16 protein-coding genes and 1 pseudogene are annotated in these 17112 nt (G+C 75.1%); 2 read left to right on the top strand and 15 right to left on the bottom strand.

Annotated elements, in window-relative coordinates:
• Window positions 1–74: 74 nt before the first annotated feature.
• A complete protein-coding gene (locus QPK52_RS01450) occupies window positions 75–824 on the bottom strand; it encodes an SDR family oxidoreductase (protein ID WP_410535030.1) in 750 nt (249 codons plus the stop codon).
• Between the two features lie 218 nt (window positions 825–1042).
• Here QPK52_RS01450 and QPK52_RS01445 point away from each other — a divergent pair, with 218 nt between their 5' ends.
• Window positions 1043–1786: a GntR family transcriptional regulator gene (locus tag QPK52_RS01445; protein WP_410535029.1), complete on the top strand. Its 744-nt coding sequence runs from the start codon at window positions 1043–1045 to the stop codon at window positions 1784–1786.
• A 30-nt stretch (window positions 1787–1816) separates the two neighbouring features.
• Here QPK52_RS01445 and QPK52_RS01440 read toward each other — a convergent pair whose 3' ends face one another.
• The 14 genes and pseudogenes from QPK52_RS01440 to bioB all read right to left on the bottom strand — a co-directional run bounded on the left by QPK52_RS01440 (window position 1817) and on the right by bioB (window position 15771).
• Window positions 1817–2971, bottom strand: a complete 1155-nt coding sequence (locus QPK52_RS01440) for an ROK family protein (RefSeq protein WP_410535028.1) — start codon at window positions 2969–2971, stop codon at window positions 1817–1819.
• 176 nt (window positions 2972–3147) lie between these two features.
• Window positions 3148–3369 (bottom strand): annotated as a pseudogene (locus QPK52_RS01435) (response regulator transcription factor); the annotation flags it as partial.
• A 40-nt stretch (window positions 3370–3409) separates the two neighbouring features.
• Window positions 3410–3955 carry a G/U mismatch-specific DNA glycosylase gene (gene mug / locus QPK52_RS01430; RefSeq protein ID WP_410540152.1) on the bottom strand — a complete coding sequence of 182 codons (546 nt, stop codon included), beginning with the start codon at window positions 3953–3955 and terminating at the stop codon, window positions 3410–3412.
• A gap of 109 nt (window positions 3956–4064) precedes the next feature.
• Window positions 4065–5495 carry an adenylosuccinate lyase gene (gene purB, locus QPK52_RS01425; protein ID WP_410535026.1) on the bottom strand — a complete coding sequence of 477 codons (1431 nt, stop codon included), beginning with the start codon at window positions 5493–5495 and terminating at the stop codon, window positions 4065–4067.
• An 11-nt stretch (window positions 5496–5506) separates the two neighbouring features.
• Window positions 5507–6358, bottom strand: a complete 852-nt coding sequence (locus QPK52_RS01420) for an SGNH/GDSL hydrolase family protein (RefSeq protein ID WP_410535024.1) — start codon at window positions 6356–6358, stop codon at window positions 5507–5509.
• 80 nt (window positions 6359–6438) lie between these two features.
• Complete coding sequence (locus QPK52_RS01415) at window positions 6439–7446, bottom strand: hemolysin family protein (RefSeq protein ID WP_410535022.1); 1008 nt, start codon at window positions 7444–7446, stop codon at window positions 6439–6441.
• Window positions 7443–8906: a hemolysin family protein gene (locus QPK52_RS01410; protein ID WP_410535020.1), complete on the bottom strand. Its 1464-nt coding sequence runs from the start codon at window positions 8904–8906 to the stop codon at window positions 7443–7445. Before QPK52_RS01410 ends, QPK52_RS01415 begins: the two co-directional genes overlap by 4 nt.
• A 270-nt stretch (window positions 8907–9176) precedes the next feature.
• The gene (locus tag QPK52_RS01405) at window positions 9177–9659 is read right to left on the bottom strand and encodes a GNAT family N-acetyltransferase (protein ID WP_410535018.1); all 483 of its coding nucleotides are present in this window, start codon (window positions 9657–9659) and stop codon (window positions 9177–9179) included.
• Window positions 9660–9725: 66 nt separating this feature from the next.
• Complete coding sequence (locus tag QPK52_RS01400) at window positions 9726–10616, bottom strand: LLM class F420-dependent oxidoreductase (RefSeq protein WP_410535016.1); 891 nt, start codon at window positions 10614–10616, stop codon at window positions 9726–9728.
• Window positions 10617–10763: 147 nt separating this feature from the next.
• Entirely contained in the window at window positions 10764–11543 is a 780-nt protein-coding gene (locus tag QPK52_RS01395) for an ABC transporter ATP-binding protein (protein ID WP_410535014.1), read from the bottom strand.
• Window positions 11544–11690: 147 nt separating this feature from the next.
• Window positions 11691–12353, bottom strand: coding sequence for a class I SAM-dependent methyltransferase (locus QPK52_RS01390; RefSeq protein ID WP_410535013.1), 663 nt, complete (start codon window positions 12351–12353; stop codon window positions 11691–11693).
• A 22-nt stretch (window positions 12354–12375) separates the two neighbouring features.
• Complete coding sequence (bioD, locus tag QPK52_RS01385; protein WP_410535011.1) at window positions 12376–13140, bottom strand: dethiobiotin synthase; 765 nt, start codon at window positions 13138–13140, stop codon at window positions 12376–12378.
• 35 nt (window positions 13141–13175) lie between these two features.
• The gene (locus QPK52_RS01380) at window positions 13176–14543 is read right to left on the bottom strand and encodes an adenosylmethionine--8-amino-7-oxononanoate transaminase (protein WP_410535009.1); all 1368 of its coding nucleotides are present in this window, start codon (window positions 14541–14543) and stop codon (window positions 13176–13178) included.
• Window positions 14536–15771 (bottom strand): biotin synthase BioB, encoded by a 1236-nt coding sequence (gene bioB / locus QPK52_RS01375; RefSeq protein ID WP_410535008.1) that lies wholly within the window; start codon window positions 15769–15771, stop codon window positions 14536–14538. Before bioB ends, QPK52_RS01380 begins: the two co-directional genes overlap by 8 nt.
• A gap of 150 nt (window positions 15772–15921) precedes the next feature.
• Between bioB and QPK52_RS01370 the strand changes: the two genes are divergently transcribed.
• Complete coding sequence (locus tag QPK52_RS01370) at window positions 15922–17094, top strand: 8-amino-7-oxononanoate synthase (RefSeq protein WP_410535006.1); 1173 nt, start codon at window positions 15922–15924, stop codon at window positions 17092–17094.
• The last annotated feature ends 18 nt before the right edge of the window (window positions 17095–17112 follow it).

Here is a 17112-nt window from a genome sequence, read left to right as displayed (position 1 = left end):
GCCCGCTCGGCCCACCGGCGCACCGGCCGGTGCACGGGTTGCGGGCGCACTGATCCGCCGCCCACGGCCTGCCGCTACAATCCGCCGCTCACCCGCAGCACGGCCCCGGTGGTGTAGGACGCCTCCGGGGACATCAGCCAGGCGACCGCGCCCGCCACCTCCTCCGGCTCTCCGGGGCGGCCCATCGGGATCACCTCGGCCTTGCGCCAGGGCCGCTGCGGATCGCCCATCGTGGCGTGCATGTCGGTGAGGATCGTCCCGGGCTGGACTGAGTTCACCCGCACCCCGTCGGGCCCCAGCTCCTTGGAGAGCCCGACCGTCATGGCGTCCAGCGCCGCCTTGGCCGCGGCGTAGTGGACGTACTCGCCGGGGCTGCCGAGCGTGGCCGCGCACGAGGAGAGGGTGACGATCGAGCCGCCGGAGCCGCCGTACCGCGTGGACATCGCCAGGGCCGCGCGCCGGGCGCACAGCAGTGTGCCCATGACGTTGACGTCCACCACCCGGCGCATCACCTCGGTGGAGGTCTCGGTGAAACGGCCCAGCGGGCCGGTGATCCCGGCGTTGAGGACCGCGCCCGTGACCGCGCCCAGCCGCCGGGCCGCCTCCTCGAAGAGGGCGTCGACCTCGCCCTCCACACTGGTGTCCAGCCGCACGGTGATCGCCTCGGCGCCCTCGGCGCGCACCGCCCGCGCCGTCTCCTCGGCCGCCTCGCGGGAGTGCTGGTAGCCGACCGCGACGCTGTGTCCGTCCCTCGCCAGCCGCCGGGCGACGGCCGCCCCGATTCCGCGGCTGCCGCCGGTGACGACCGTGACCCGCTGCTCCATGCCCGCCCTCGCCCTCTCGTCGCCCTCTTGCCGTTCTTGCCGTTTGTCGTTCTCTTATCGCTCCCGCAGCCGCTTCCCGGCGGCCCGGTCGGCACGCTAGCGGGTCGGATTGGTCTTGACCAAATGGGCCGCCGCTCCCTAAGGTCGGCATACGCAACAACCTTTAAAAAAGAAGCGCGCATAAATTCCGACGGAACACGGCGACTGCGGAGGCAAGGGTGGGGACCACGCGACTGGAGACGGTGCCGGAACCGAAGTACTGGCACCTCAGGACCGTGCTGTCGGAGGCGCTCGACTCGGAGTTCGCGGTGGGGGAGATCCTGCCGAACGAACGGGAGCTCGCCGCGCGCTTCGGCGTCGCCCGCGCCACGCTCCGCCAGGCCCTGGAGCAGCTTGAGCTGGAGGGCCGCCTCCAGCGCCGCCGCGGAGTCGGCACCACCGTCGCCCCGCCGCGCGTCGGCGTCGACGTGAACCCCGTCCGGCACAGCTGGCCCGGCGCCCCGGGCGACGCCTGGCAGACCGAGGACTGCGAGGAGACCGCCCCGCCGGCCGCGGTGGCCGGAGCGCTCGGCACGGAGGCCGGCCGGCCGGTTTACGCCGTCCACCGCGTCCGTATGGCCCACGGCCAGGCGGTCGCCACCGAGACGCTCTACGTACCCGCCGCTTCGGTGCCCGGGATGTCCGGCATCGGGGCCGAGGCGGGAGCCGCCCGCGGCCGTGCCGTCCTCCGCGAGCTGAACCGCCTCGAACTGGGCGGCCAGGACCGGGCCGTGGAGCTCGGCTCCGCCCGGGCGGAGGACGCCAGGCGGCTCGACCGGCTGCCCGGCGCGCCCGTCCTCGTCGTCACCACCCGCTACCTCGCCGCGGGCGGCACCGCCGCGGTCGCGCTCTCCACCTACCGGGCCGACACCTGCCGCCTCACCTTCGGCGACTCCGCCGGGGTCTCGCTGCTGGCGAGCTGAAGCACGCGCCGCGCGCCCGGTGGCGGGACGTCAGCGGGCGACGGCGCCCTCCACGGTGAACAGCTCCTCCTCGACGTGGTCGAGCGCCAGCCGCAGCGCGCCGGTCGCGATGGCCTCCCCGCCCAGCAGGGACAGCGCGACCCGCGGCGGCCGCAGGCAGTAGCGCTCCAGCTCGCGTCGGAGCGGGTCCAGCACGCCGTCCAGTCCGGTGGCCCAGCCGCCGACGACCACCAGCTCCGGATCCAGGGCCAGCACCAGCGCGGCCACATCGTGCACCAGCCGCCGTATGAACCGCTCGACGGCCTGCCGTGCCCGCTCGTCCCCCTCGCGCGCCAGCGCGAAGACCCGCGCCACCGCAGCCTCGTCCAGCGGGTGCAGCGGCTCGCCGGTCGTGGACAGCAGATGCTCGGGGGTGGCCTCACGCCCCAGCAGGTGCAGTGCGCCGATCTCCCCGGCCGCGCCGCCGAATCCGCGGTGCAGCCGCCCGCCGATCAGCGAGCCGGCGCCCGGGCTCAGCCCGGCCAGGACGAACACCGCGTCGTCCACGCCGACGGCCGCGCCCTTCCAGTGCTCGGCCAGCGCGGCGGCGTTGGCGTCGTTCTCCACCAGCACCGGGCAGCGGAACGACCGCCGCAGCCGCTCGCCCAGCGGCAGACCGGTCCAGCCGGGCAGCGCCGTGCACAGCCGCACCGTGCCGTCGGCCTCCACGATCCCCGGGCTGCCCACCCCCACCGCGCGCAGGGTGCTGCGCGGCACCTCGCAGGTGCGCAGCAGTTCGGCGACCACGGCGCGCGCCCGCTCCAGCCGCTCGTCGGCCGTCGCCTGTTCGGAGACCGCGCGCCCGACCGTGCCCAGCCGCCGCCCGCACAGGTCGGAGAGGACGGCGGCCACTCGGTGCGGGCCGATCTCGATACCGAGCAGATGGCCGGCCTCGGCCCGGAAGCGGTAGCGGCGCGCCGGCCGTCCCTGCCGCCGGACGTCACCGGGGGCGACGGCGGCCTCGGCCGCCAGCCCGGCTTCCACCAGTTGCTCCACCACGCCCTCGACCGTCGGCCGGGACAGCTCCGCGACCTGGGCCAGATCGGACAGCGTCGGTGGGCCGTCGGCGGCGCGCAGCGCGCGCAGGACGACGGCGGAGTTGATCCTGCGCAGCAGGGAGGGGTCCCTGCCGGTGAGCCGCCCCAACGTCCGCCTCCTGGGAAGTGCGCATGTGTGGGCGGATCGTATCCGGTGAGCGCGGGAGGAGCGAGAGCCGGGTGAGGTGCCCCGGGACGGCGGGCACCGCCCCGAGGCGGGTCTGCGACCGGCCCGCGACCGGCCCGCGACCGGCCCGCGGCAGGACGGGCGCGGCGGCCCGCAGCTCAGCCCGGCGTGACGGAGCCCGACTCGTACGCCGTGATCACCGCCCGGGTCCTGTCGCGCGCTCCCAGCTTCGCCGGCACCGAACTGACATGGGACTTCACTGTCTCACCGCCCAGCACCAGCCGACCCGCGGTCTCCGCGCTCGACAACCCGCCGGCCATCAGCCGCAGCACCTCCCTTTCCCGTCCGGTCAGCGCCGCCCGCTCCAGCACCCGCCGGGCGGCGGGCGGCCGCGCGGGAGAGTCAGGCCGACTGCCGCTGTCAGGACGGGCCGTCGAACGCGGCGGCGCGCAGCCGGCCGTACTCCTCGGCCATCGTCTCCAGCGTCCAGTGGGCGTTGAGCCCGCTGGGGTTGGGCAGCACCCACACCCGGGCGCCGCCGATCGCCGCCTGCTGAGGGCCTGTCCGGGCCTTCCGGTCCCCGAAGGCGGCCCGGTAGGCGGTCACACCGACCACCGCGAGCCACTCCGGGCGCAGCCGCGCCACCTTCTCGGCCAGCACACGACCGCCCGTGCGGTACTCCTCGGGCGTCAGCTCGTCGGCGCGGGCGGTGGGGCGGGGCGAGATGTTGGTGATGCCCAGCCCGTACGACAGCAGCTCGTGCTGCTCCGAGGGCCTCAACCGCCGGGGAGTGAACCCGGAGGCGTGCAGCACCGGCCAGAAGCGGTTGCCCGGGTGGGCGAAGTGGTGGCCCAGCCGGGCGGTCGTCAGCCCGGGGTTGATCCCGCAGAACAGGACGCGCAGCCCCTCGGCGACCACGTCCGGCACGGTGCGGGCGCGCAGCGCCTCCATCTCGTCCCCGGTCATCGTGCTGCCGGAGGTCTCCTCGGACATGGCCCTCCCGGACATGGATCTCCCTCGCGCCCCTTCCACCGGGCCTTCTGCCCGGGAGCGCCTCCGGCAGTCGGGGAGGGGGTCAGAGAATCGCGCCGGGTGTGTAGGAGGCGGCCTCCGGGTGCCGCTTCGCGATCTCCTCGATCCGGGCCACCACCGAGGCGACCTGATCACCGGCCGCACCGGTGAAGGACAGCCGGTCGGCCAGCAGGGCGTCCAGCCGCTCCCGGTCCAGCGGGATGCGCTCGTCAGCGGCCAGCCGGTCCAGCAGCTCGTTGCGCTCGGCCCCTTCGCGCAGCGCCAGCGCCGAGGCCACCGCGTGCTCCTTGATGGCCTCGTGGGCCGCCTCCCGGCCGACCCCGGCCCGCACCGCGCCCATCAGCACCTTGGTGGTGGCCAGGAACGGCAGGTAGCGGTCCAGCTCGCGGGCGACGACCGCGGGGAACGCACCGAACTCGTCCAGGACCGTCAGGAAGGTCTCCAGCAGGCCGTCGAGGGCGAAGAAGGCGTCCGGCAGCGCGACACGGCGCACCACCGAGCAGGAGACGTCCCCCTCGTTCCACTGGTCGCCCGCGAGTTCGCCGACCATCGAGGCGTAGCCGCGCAGGATGACGGCGAAGCCGTTGACGCGCTCGCAGGAGCGGGTGTTCATCTTGTGCGGCATCGCCGAGGAGCCGACCTGGCCCGGCTTGAAGCCCTCGGTCACCAGCTCGTGCCCGGCCATCAGCCGGATGGTCTTGGCCAGGGAGGAGGGCGCGGCGGCCAGCTGGACCAGCGCGGTCACCACCTCGTAGTCCAGCGAGCGCGGGTAGACCTGGCCGACGGAGGTGAAGGTGTGGCCGAAGCCCAGGTGCGAGGCGATCCGCTCCTCCAGCTCGGCCAGCTGGCCTCCGTCCCCGCCCAGCAGGTCCAGCATGTCCTGGGAGGTGCCCACCGGCCCCTTGACGCCGCGCAGCGGGTAGCGCGCCAGCAGCTCCTCCAGCCGCGCGTGGGCCACCAGCAGTTCGTCGGCGGCGGTCGCGAAGCGCTTGCCCAGGGTCGTGGCCTGCGCGGCGACGTTGTGCGAGCGCCCCGCCATCACCAGCTCGGAGTGCTCGGCCGCCAGCCGCCCCAGCCGCGCCAGCGCGGCCACCGCGCGGTCGCGCATCAGCACCAGCGACAGCCGGACCTGGAGCTGCTCGACGTTCTCGGTCAGATCCCGGGAGGTCATGCCCTTGTGCACGTGCTCGTGCCCGGCCAGCGCGTTGAACTCCTCGATCCGCGCCTTCACATCGTGGCGCGTGACCTTCTCGCGCTCGGCGATCGAGGCGAGGTCGACGTCCTGGAGCACCCGCTCGTAGTCGGCCAGGGCCTGCTCCGGCACCTCGACGCCCAGGTCCTTCTGGGCCCGCAGCACGGCGAGCCACAGCCGCCGCTCCAGTACCACCTTGTGCTCGGGGGACCACAGTCGGGCCAGCTCCGCGGAGGCGTAGCGGCCTGCCAGGACGTTCGGGATGCGCGGCTTGTCAGTCACACCCGGGGATTCTACGGGGTGTCGTCGCAGGCCAGCGCAGTCAGGCCGGCGTCGGAGTACCGTCCCCGGTCCACGGCCGGGGCCAGCGGCGCCAGGTCGGGCCGCTTGGGCGTCAGCCCGTCGCCCGAGGAGCGTCCGGTCAGCCGCCGGCCGATCCACGGGAGCAGATGGCGGCGGGTGAAGCGCAGGTCGGCGACGCGGCGCGCGTACCAGCCGGGCAGGACGGCGGGCGGCAGGGCCGCGTGCCAGTCGGTCTCGGGCTCGTGCCCCAGCCGCTGCCAGACCGCCTCGGCCACCCGCCGGTGCCCCTCGGTGGTCAGATGCAGCCGGTCGTCGGCCCACATCCGCGGATCGCCCAGCGCGTCGCAGCCGTACAGGTCCACCACCAGGGCGCCGTGCCGCTCGGCGAGACCGTCGATGAAGCCGAAGAGGTGCTCCATGCGCGTCCGGTATCGCTCCAGCACCGGCCCGCGCCGCCCGGGGCTGCGCATCAGCACCAGATGGCGGCAGTTGGGGGCGAGCTTGGCGACCGACTCCTCCAGCAGACCGCACACCGTGTCCATGTCGCACTTGGGACGCAGTACGTCGTTGAGGCCGCCGACCAGCGTCACCAGGTCCGCGCCCATGGCCGCGGCCACGTCCACCTGCTCCTCGGCGATCTGCCGGATCAGCTTGCCGCGCACGGCCAGGTTGGCGTAGCGGAAGCCGTCGGTGCGTGCGGCGAGACGGGCGGCCAGGAGGTCGGCCCAGCCCCGGTAGCCGCCGTCCGGCAGCAGGTCCGACATGCCCTCGGTGAAGGAGTCCCCCAGGGCGACGAAGCTGGTGATGGCGGGCGGGGCGGGCGAGTTGGTTGCACTGTCCATGACGCAGGACATGGTAACCGACCGCTCGGTACGTGCCTTCTCGCGGTACGCGCCTGCTCGTGGTGCCGCCCCGCCCGCCGTCAGCGGCCCACCAGTTCGCGCAGCACGTCCTCCATGGTGACCAGCCCGACCGCGCGCCCGTCCGTGCCGATCACCGCCGCGAGGTGGGTGCCGCTGCTGCGCATCGCGCCCAGCACGTCGTCCAGCGGCGTCGTGGCCCGCACCCGGGCGATCGGCCGCAGCGCCGCGACGGGGAACGGCGCCTCGCGGTGCGCGGCGTCGAGGGCGTCCTTGACGTGCAGATAGCCCAGCGCCCTGCCCTGGCCGTCCACCACGGGGAAGCGGGAGAAACCGCTGCGCGCGGAGAGCTGCTCCAGCCCCTCGGGAGTGACGCCGAACGGGGCGAAGACGACGCGGTCGGTGGGCCGTACGACGTCCACGACCGGGCGGCGGCCCAGTTCCAGCGCGTCGCGCAGCCGCTCCGTCGCGCGCTCGTCCAGCAGCCCGGCCTCGCTGGAGTCGGCCACCAGACGGGCCAGCTCGTCGTCGGAGTAGGTCGCCGAGACCTCGTCCTTGGGCTCCACCCGCAGCAGCTTCAGCAGACCGTTGGCCAGGGCGTTGACACCGAAGATCACCGGTCGCAGGGCCCGGGTGAGGCCGACCAGCGGCGGTCCCAGCAGCAGCGCGGCGCGCTCGGGCGCCGCCAGGGCGATGTTCTTCGGCACCATCTCGCCGAACAGCATGTGCAGATACGTCGCCACCGCCAGCGCGATCACGAAGGCGATCGGATGGATCAGGCCCTCCGGCACGCCCACGAGGTGGAACACCGGCTCCAGCAGATGGGCGATCGCGGGCTCGGCGACCACGCCCAGCACCAGCGTGCACAAGGTGATGCCCAGCTGGGCGGAGGCCATCAGCGCCGAGACGTGCTCCAGTCCCCACACCACGCTGCGCGCCCGCTTCTCGCCGCGCTCGGCGAGCGGCTCGATCTGGCTGCGGCGCACCGAGATCATGGCGAACTCCGCGCCCACGAAGAAGGCGTTGGCGACCAGCGTCAGCAGGCCGATCAGCAGTTGGACGGCGGTCATCGGCTCGCCTCCTGGCTCTGGACGCCACCGCGGTCGTGGGCCCGGTCGCGGTGGTCCCGTTCCCGGCCGGCCGGCTCGGCCAGGCCGTCCCGGTCGCGGTCGCCGGCGCCGCGGTGGGCGCCGCGTCCGCCGTCGTGGTCCTGCCCGCCGCCGGGACCGGGCGGAGCGGTCAGCCGCACCCCCGCGGCCCGCCGTCCGGTCGCGTCCACGACCTCCAGCCGCCATCCGGCGACCTCCAGGACGTCGCCCACGGCCGGAATGCGGCCCAGCTCGGTGGCGATCAGCCCGGCCAGGGTCTCGTACGGGCCGTCCGGGGCGCGCAGGCCGATCTCCTCCAGCCGGTCGGTGCGGGCCGCGCCGTCCGCGTCGTAGACGGTGCGGCCCTCCTCGTCCGCGCCCGCCGGGACCAGATCGGGAGTCTCGAGAGGGTCGTGCTCGTCGCGGACCTCGCCCACGACCTCCTCGATGATGTCCTCCAGGGTGACGACCCCGGCGGTGCCGCCGTACTCGTCGATCACCACCGCCATGCTGTTCTTCCCCGACAGCCGGTCCAGCAGCCGGTCCACGGTGAGGGACTCCGGCACGAGCACCGGCTCGCGCAGCAGCCTGGTGACCGGGTGGCCGGCGCGGCGCCCGGCGGGGACGGCGATCACGTCCTTGACGTGGGCGACACCGACCACGGTGTCGAGGTTGCCGCGGTAGACCGGGAAGCGGGACAGGCCCGTCGCCCGGGCGGCGTTGGCGACGTCCTCCGCGGTGGTGTTCTCCTCCAGCGCGGTGACCTGGACGCGCGGTGTCATCACGCTCTGCGCGGTCAGCTCGGAGAGCCGGATGGTGCGGACGAACAGTTCCGCGGTGTCCGCCTCCAGGGCGCCCTCCTTCGCCGAGTGGCGCGCGAGCGCGACCAGCTCCTGCGGGGAGCGCGCCGAGGCCAGTTCCTCGGTGGGCTCCAGGCCGAGCCGGTGGAGGACCCGGTTGGCGGTGTTGTTCAGATGGGTGATAAGCGGCCGGAAGGCGGCGCTGAAACCGCGCTGCGGGCCGCCGACCCGGCGGGCGACCGGCAGCGGCCGGGAGATCGCCCAGTTCTTCGGCACCAGCTCGCCGACGACCATCAGCACCACCGTGGACAGCACCGTGCCGGTCACCAGCGCCACCGAGGACGCCGCCGAGGGGGGCAGTCCGGCCGCCCGCAGCGGGCCGGACAGCAGCCGTGCGGTCGAGGGCTCGGAGAGCATGCCGATGATCAGGCCGGTCACGGTGATGCCGAGCTGGGCGCCGGAGAGCTGGAAGGTGAGGGAGCGCACCGCCTTCAGTGCGCTGTCGGCGCCCGGCTCGCCGCGCTCGACGGCCCGTTCCAGGTCGCCGCGCTCGACGGTGGTCAGCGAGAACTCCGCCGCGACGAACACTGCACAGGCGAGGGTCAGCAGCAGTGCCAGGAGCAGGAGGAGCACTTCGGTCACCGGGTCACCTCCGTCCTCTGGTCCGGCGGGACGGAGAGAGCCGCTCGGCGGCCGGGGTCACGGCCGGTTCGGCTGCCGGTTCTGCTGCCGGGACTACTGGGAGGCTCGCCCATGGGCGGACGCTCACACACCTTTCTCTGGGATGTCTGTCGGGCACGCGCGCCGTGGACGCGGGAACCGCGGCACACGGCGCGAACGCGCGATGGGCTGTCCATCGTATGCGAGCGGCCGTACGCTCCCCGGAGCCGCCGGTCCGCCGGGCCGCACCCGTCAGTCCAGCGGTTTCACCCAGCGGCTCCACTGCGGCTGCGGCGCGTACCCCGCGGCACGCCAGGCATGGTGGGCGGAGGCGTTGCGGTCGAGCACCATGGCGTCGCCCCGCCGCCCGCCCAGCGCGGCGAACCGAGCCTCGGCCGCCGCCAGCAGGGCCGAGGCCACACCGCGGCGGCGGTGCGCTGGATGGACCGCGAGCCGGTACAGGTGGCAGCGCCAGCCGTCGAAGCCCGCTATCACCGAGCCGATCACCGGCCCGGCCGCCGGGGCTTCCCGGTCCGCCGGGGCCGCCGGGTCCCCGCCGGGCACCGCCAGCAGCAGCGCCTGCGGGTCCCGTTCGATCAGCCGCGCCACGCCCGCGCGGTCGTCGCTGATGCTCGTACCCTCCGCGGCCTCCGCCCAGAAGGCCAGCACGGAGTCGATGTCCGCGGCGAGGGCCGCCCGAATCCGGAGGCCGGGGCCGTTCACAAGATCGTCCATGGCGGTATCCCAGCACCGGCCGGGCACCGGACGTGCGGTGTTTCGGCATGTGGTCACCAGGGGGCGTCAGCTGCCCCGCAACTCCTCGATCACCGGCCCGAAGGCCTCCATGAACGGGTCGAGCACGCAGATGTAGCTGAAGCCGTACCGGTCGCGGTGAGCGCGCACCTGCTCGGCGATCTGCCCCACGCTGCCGGTGAGCAGGGCCGGGTGCTCCAGGAGCTCCTCCTCCGTCGCGCCCAGGGCGTACGGGACCAGCTCGCGGGCCACCGCGCGCCGGTCGTCGGTGACGACCACCCGCTGTACGAGGTGGTTCGGCTCGGCGGGCTCGTCCCGGCCGGCGGCGAAGCGGCGGTAGGCGGCCGTCCGCTCCTCCAGCTCGTCCGGACTGATCAGGTGGATGACGCCTTCGGGGGCGCCGGGGGCCTGCCGGGCTCCGGTGAAGGCGGCGATGTCGGCGCGGCGGGCGGCCAGGCGCAGCACCCGGTCGCCGTTGCCGCCGATCAGCAGCGGCGGACGGGGCCGCTGCCGGGGCGAGGGGACGTGCTCGGGGTCGGACAGCAGGCGGTCCAGCTCGGCGACGGTGCGCTCCAGGTGGTCCACCCGTTCGCCCGGCGATCCCCACGGCAGCCCGGCCCGTTCGTGCTCGGAGCGCACGTACCCGGTGCCCAGCCCGAGTTCCAGCCGTCCGCCCGTCAGCCGGTCGCAGGTGGCGACCTCGCGGGCCAGCAGGGCGGGGTTCCAGAAGCCCGCGTTGAGCACGAAGGTGCCCACGCGGGGCCGCCGGGTCGCCCCGGCCGCGGCGACCAGCGCCGGGAACGGGGCGGGAGCGCCGAGATGGTCGGGCACGAGCAGCACGTCGTACCCCAGCTCCTCGGCGCGGCGGCACTTGGCGCGCCAGGCGTCGCGGGAGCCGAGGGCGACCAGGCTGACGCCGAAGCGGAACGGTCGTGTCACACGGCTCTCCTCACGGTTCCGGGATCCGGGACTGGCTCGTTCTCCGGGGCGGGCGCGGCCGGGGACGCGTTCGGGGGTGGACGGCAGCGTCCCGAAGTGTCCCCGCGGTCTCCCGACGGCTCACCGGAGACGGCGGGGAAGGGCGGGTCAGTACTGCCGCACGGGGTCGAACCGCTTCATCCGCTCCAGGACCGCCTCGGCGGTGGGGCTCGGCATCTCGTCGACGATCCGCCCGTCGGCCAGGAAGAGCACCTGGTCGGCGTGGGCCGCGGCGCCCGGGTCGTGGGTCACCATCACCACCGTCTGCCCCAGGTCGTCCACCGCCCGGCGCAGGAAGTCCAGCAGTTCCAGCCCGGAGCGCGAGTCGAGGTTGCCGGTCGGCTCGTCGGCGAAGACCAGCCTCGGGCGGGAGGCCAGCGCGCGGGCGCAGGCCACCCGCTGCTGCTGGCCGCCGGAGAGCTGGGTGGGCCGGTGGTCGAGGCGGTCCCGCAGCCGGAGCGTGTCGATCACCGTGTCCAGCCATCGCCGATCCGGCCTGCGGCCCCCGATGTCCATGGGCAGCGTGATGTTCTCCAGCGCCGTCAGGGTGGGCAGCAGGTTGAAGGACTGGAACACGAAGCCGATCTCGTCCCGCCGCAGCCGTGTCAGCTCCGCGTCCCCCAGCCCGGTGATCTCGGTGCCGCCGATCCACACCCTCCCCTCGGTGACGGTGTCCAGTCCGGCCAGGCAGTACATCAGCGTCGACTTCCCCGAGCCGGACGGGCCCATCACCGCGGTGAACCGGCTCCCGGCGATGTCGACGTCCACCGAGTCGAGCGCCACCACGGCCGTCTCGCCGCTGCCGTACGTCTTGGTCAGCGCGCGGGCCCGGGCGGCGGGCCGCCCGGCCTCCGGCGCCTCGCCGGTCTTCTCCGCGTCAGTGGACACCGCACCTCCCGGCTCGGACGGACGGCTCCCTCGCGGGAGCCGGGACTGATAGGGCCGTACCCGGTGCGGGGCCATCCATCCACGGGGCGGCGGCGGGAAACGCCACGACACCCCCGGGCGCCGCCCGCCCGGCGGCGCCCGGGGGTGTCAAGGCCGCCGCGCACTGCCCAGGACGTGTGCCGAGACCGGCGTCGGCACGCCTCCCTCCGGAACCCGCAGCCGCCGCAGTGACACCTCGGTGAAGCCGGCCGCCCCGATCGCGGCCACGGTGTCCCGCGCGGTGTGGCAGCCGCCGAACAGATGCGGCCACACCGTGCGGTCCAGCGTCCGCTGGGTGAGCGCCATGGCGGTGCCGCCGGCCCGGACGTGCTCGTAGAAGCACAGCCGGCCGCCCGGCCGCAGTACCCGCCGGATCTCGGCCAGGGCGCGGCCGGGGTCCCGTACCGAGCACAGCACCAGCGACACCACGGCCGCGTCGAACGACCCGCTGTCCAGTGGGAGCTCCTCCGCGACGCCGGGGACCACGGAGACGGGGACCGCGGCGCGCGCCGCGGCGTCCCGCGCGGCCCGCCGCAGCAGGGGCTCCGGCTCCACCGCCACCACTTCGCGCACGGCGGCCGGGTAGCGGCCGAAGTTCAGGCCGCTGCCCGCCCCGACCTCGACCACCCGGCCGGACAGCGGGGCCAGCAGCTCGGTGCGGTGCGCGCCGATCCCGGCCCGCTCGTCCACCGCCGGGGCGAAGCGGGCGTAGTAGCGCGCGAAGACGGGGTGGTGCACGGCCTCGGGCGCGGACCTGCGGCGGGCAGCCATGGGAATCCTCCGGAAAGGGCGGTCACCTGGGTGCGCCCTCCCATTCTCTCCCCGCCGGCCGTACCTCACCCTCCCAGGAGCCGCCGAGCCGCGGGGAGAGCCAGCCCGCCGCCCGCCCGCGGAAGACCGGGGGCTCCAGCGAGCCCGCCCCCTGCGGCAGCAGCCCCGCCAGCGGGGCGCCCGCCGCCACCGGGAGGTCCGCCAGATTGCAGCGGGCCGCGAGGTCCGGCTCGCGCGGCCAGCTGCCGACCACCACACCGGCGCACTCCAGGCCCCGGGAGCGCAGCGCCTCGGCCGTCAGCGCCGTCGCGTTCAGGGTGCCCAGCCCGGCCGCGGCGACCACCAGCACCGGGGCGCCCAGCAGCCGCGCGGCGTCGGCGAGGGTCGATCCCCGGTCGTCGAAGCGCACCAGCAGCCCGCCCGCGCCCTCGACCAGCACCAGGTCGTGCTCCTCCTCCAGCGCCCGCGCCGTCTCCGCCACCGCCTCGGGACGCACCCGGGGCAGACCGGCACGGCGCGCCGCCGTCTCGGGGGCCAGCGGCTCGGGGTAGCGGGCGAGTTCCACGGCGGTCACCTCCGCGCCCGCCAGCCGCCGCACCTCCGCCGCGTCCCCCGGCTCGCCCTCGGCCACCCCGGTCTGCGCGGGTTTGAGCACGGCCACGGAGCGGCCCGCGGCCACCGCCGCGGCGGCCAGCGCCGCCGTGGTCACGGTCTTGCCCACCTCCGTGCCCGTCCCGGTGACGATCAGCACCGACATCTTCGCGCCTCTCCTCGCTCCTCCGGGCACCGGGACCTCCCCGGCCCGCTTCCCGCCCCGCCTTCTCAGCCCGCGCGCGCCGCCGCGCACACCGCCTCCGCGATCCGCGCCACGTCCTCGTCACCGGTGACGTAGGGAGGCATGGTGTACACCAGGTCGCGGAACGGCCGCAGCCACACGCCCGCGCGCACCGCGGCCTCGGTGGCCGCCGCCATGTCCACCTCGTGGTCGAGCTGGACCACCCCGATCGCTCCCAGCACGCGCACGTCCCGCACCCCCGGCAGCGCGGCGGCCCCGGCGAGCCCGTCGCGCAGCCCGGCCTCGATCCGCTTCACCTCGCCCGCCCAGTCCTGGGCGAGCAGCAGGTCCAGGGAGGCCCCCGCCACCGCCGCCGCCAGGGGATTGCCCATGAAGGTGGGTCCGTGGGCCAGCACCGGCACCTCGCCGCGCGAGATGCCCTCCGCCACCCGCGTCGTGCACAAGGTCGCGGCCATCGTCAGATAACCGCCGGTCAGCGCCTTGCCCACGCACATCACATCGGGGACCACCCCCGCGTGGCCGGCCGCGAACAGGGAGCCGGTGCGGCCGAAGCCGGTGGCGATCTCGTCGAACACCAGCAGCACGCCGTGCTCGTCGCACGCCTCGCGCAGCACCCGCAGATAGGCGGGGGAGTGGAAGCGCATCCCGCCCGCGCCCTGCACCACGGGCTCCACGATCACCGCGGCCAGCTCCTCGGCGCGGGAGGCGACCAGTTCCCTCAGGTGCGCCTCGTAGGCCGGGTCGGGACCGGAGTCGAAGCCGTCCGGCGGAGCGTCCGCGAAGACCTGCTCGGGCAGTGTCCCGGACCACAGGTGGTGCATGCCGCCCTCGGGGTCGCACACCGACATCGGCTGCCAGGTGTCCCCGTGGTAGCCGCCGCGCCAGGTCAGCAGCCGCCGCTTGCCCGGCCGTCCCAGCGAACGCCAGTACTGCAGGCACATCTTGACGGCGACCTCGACCGACACCGAACCGGAGTCGGCGAGGAAGACGTGCTCCAGCCCGTCCGGGGTGATGTCCACCAGCCGTCGGGCCAGACGTACGGCGGGCTCGTGCGTGAGCCCGCCGAACATCACATGGCTCATCCGCTCCAGCTGGGCGCGCGCCGCGTCGTTGAGCACCGGGTGGTTGTAGCCGTGGATCGCCGACCACCACGACGACATCCCGTCGACCAGTTCCACGCTGCCCCAGGCCGGGCGCGCCAGCCGCAGCCGGACCCCGGAGGCGGAGGAGACGACCAGCGGCTCGGAGCGGCCGGGCATCGGGCCGTAGGGGTGCCAGACGTGGCGGCGGTCGAGCTCGGTCAGCTCCTCGGGCGAGAGACCCGGGGAAGGGGGGAGGGAGGGGGAGTGGGAGGGAGAGGGGGAGAGGGGGAGAGGGACGTCGGCGTCAGGCATTGGGCGGCAGCTCCGTGCCCGCGCCCCGCCGCCGTACCGCCACCAGATCGGTGCGGGCCCGTCCGGGAGCCCCGGCGGCCTCCGACTCCCCGGCCGCCTCCGAGACGGGCTCGCCCGCCGTGTCCGTGCCGTCCGCGTCACCGCCGCCGCACGGACCGCAGCCCCCGCCGGCTTCCGCGCCGCCGTGCCCGCCGCAGCCTCCGCCGGACGCGGCGAGCACGTCCGCCCGGTGCTCCGGCAGGGTCCGCTCCCCGGCGCCCTCCACCTCGAAACCGGCGTCGGCGATCATCTCCAGGTCGGCCCTGCCCGCCTGGCCCTCGCTGGTGAGGTAGTCGCCCAGGAAGATGGAGTTGGCAAGGTGCAGGGCCAGCGGCTGCATGGACCGCAGGTGCACCTCGCGCCCGCCGGCCAGCCGGACCTCCACATCGGGGCAGACGAAGCGGACCATCGCCAGGATGCGCAGGCAGCGCTGCGGCGTGAGGTTCCACTCCTTGGCCAGCGGGGTCCCCTCGAAGGGGATGAGGAAGTTCACCGGCACCGAGTCCGGGTCCAGTTCGCGCAGCGAGAAGACCACGTCCACCAGGTCCGCGTCCGTCTCGCCCATGCCCGCGATCAGCCCCGAGCAGGCCGACAGTCCGGCCGCCTGCGCCTGGTGGACCGTCTCCACGCGGTCGGCGTAGGTGTGGGTGGTGGTGATCTCCCCGTAGGTCGCCTCGGAGGTGTTGAGGTTGTGGTTGTAGGCGTCCGCGCCCGCCTCGCGCAGCCGTTCGGCCTGGCCGCCGGAGAGCAGGCCCAGGCAGGCGCACACCTCCACGCCCTCGTTCTGCTCCTTGATGGCGGCGATGGTCTTCGAGACCCGGTCCACGTCCCGGTCGGTGGGCCCGCGCCCGCTGGCCACCAGGCACACGCGCTTGGCGCCCCCGGCCACGCCCGCGCCGGCCGCCGCGGCGGCCTCCTCCGGCTTCAGCCAGGTGTACTTGAGGATGTCGGCCTTCGACCCCAGCCGCTGCGAGCAGTACGAGCAGTCCTCCGGGCACAGCCCGGACTTCAGGTTGACCAGGTAGTTGAGCTTCACCCGCCGGCCGAACCACTGGCGCCGCACCTTACCGGCCGCGGCCACCACATCGAGGAGTTCGTCGTCGGAGGTGGCCAGTACGGCCAGCGCCTCCTCACGCGTGGGCAGCTCGCGCCGCAGCCCCTTGTCCACCAGCGTCTTCAGCAGGTCCATGGCGCTGATCCTCGCCTACGCGCCCGCCCGCGGCCAAGGACGAACCCCCACAACCAGGCGGATGGAAGGTGTGTGTATCGCCACACCCTGTGCGGGTCCGTCCGCCGCTACCTTTGGGCGGAACCGACAGAAGGCGAGGGACGGCCCGCCATGCCGCAGGAGCACCGCAGCACCCCGGACCCGTTCGACTGGATCGACGAGCACGCCGAACTGCGCCGCCGCGCGGGCCTGGTGCGTTCCCTGCGCCCCAGGCCCGCCGGCTCCCCCCTGCTCGACCTCGCCGGCAACGACTACCTGGGCCTGGCCCGGCACCCGGAGGTCGTCGCCGCCGCCTCGTCCGCCGCCCGCCGCTGGGGCGCGGGCGCCACCGGCTCCCGCCTGGTCACCGGCACCACCGAGCTGCACGCCGAACTGGAGGCGGAACTCGCCGACTTCTGCGGCTTCGAGGCGGCCCTGGTGTTCTCCTCCGGCTACGCGGCCAACCTCGCCGCGGTCACCGCCCTGACCGACCGCGGCACGCTGGTGGTCTCCGACGCGGCCAACCACGCCTCCCTGATCGACGGTTGCCGGCTGTCCCGGGCGGAGACCGCCGTCGTCCCGCACTCCGACCCCGGCGCCGTGGGCAAGGCGCTCGACGGCTTCGCCGGCCGCGCCGTGGCCGTCACCGACGCCGTCTTCTCCGTCGACGGCGACGCCGCGCCGCTGGCCGAACTGGCCGCCGTCTGCCGCGGGCACGGGGCCGCGCTGCTGGTGGACGACGCGCACGGCCTGGGCGTCCTGGGCGACGGCGGCCGGGGCGCCCTCCACGCCGCGGGCCTGGCCGGGGACCCGGACGTGGTGGCCACCGCCACGCTGTCGAAAGCGCTCGGCAGCCAGGGCGGCGCGGTCCTCGGACCGGCCCGGGTGATCGACCACCTGGTCAACACCGCCCGCACCTTCGTCTTCGACACCGGCCTCGCCCCGGCTGCCGCCGGCGCGGCACTTGCCGCGCTGCGGCTGCTGCGGGCCGAACCCGGCCGCGCCGCCCGCGTCCGCGAGGCCGCGACGGGACTGTACGAGCGGCTGGCGGGTGCCGGTCTGGACGCGACCCGCCCGGACGCCGCCGTGGTGTCGGTGCGCGCGCCCTCTCCGGAGGCGGCCGTGCGCTGGGCCGCCGACTGCCGCGGCGCCGGGCTGGCCGCCGGCTGCTTCCGGCCGCCGTCGGTGCCCGACGGGATCTCCCGGCTGCGGCTGACCGCCCGCGCCGACCTGACGGAGGCCGAGCTGGACGCGGCCGCGGCCACCGTCACGCGCACCGCGCCGCCCGTACGGCCGCAAGCCTGACCGCCCGCGCGGCCGGCG

Origin of the sequence: Streptomyces sp. KL2, assembly GCF_046529545.1 — a bacterium.
GTDB lineage: Bacteria > Actinomycetota > Actinomycetes > Streptomycetales > Streptomycetaceae > Streptomyces > Streptomyces radiopugnans.
Note: the sequence above shows the minus strand (reverse complement) of the source record. Positions and strands in the feature narration are given on the sequence as shown.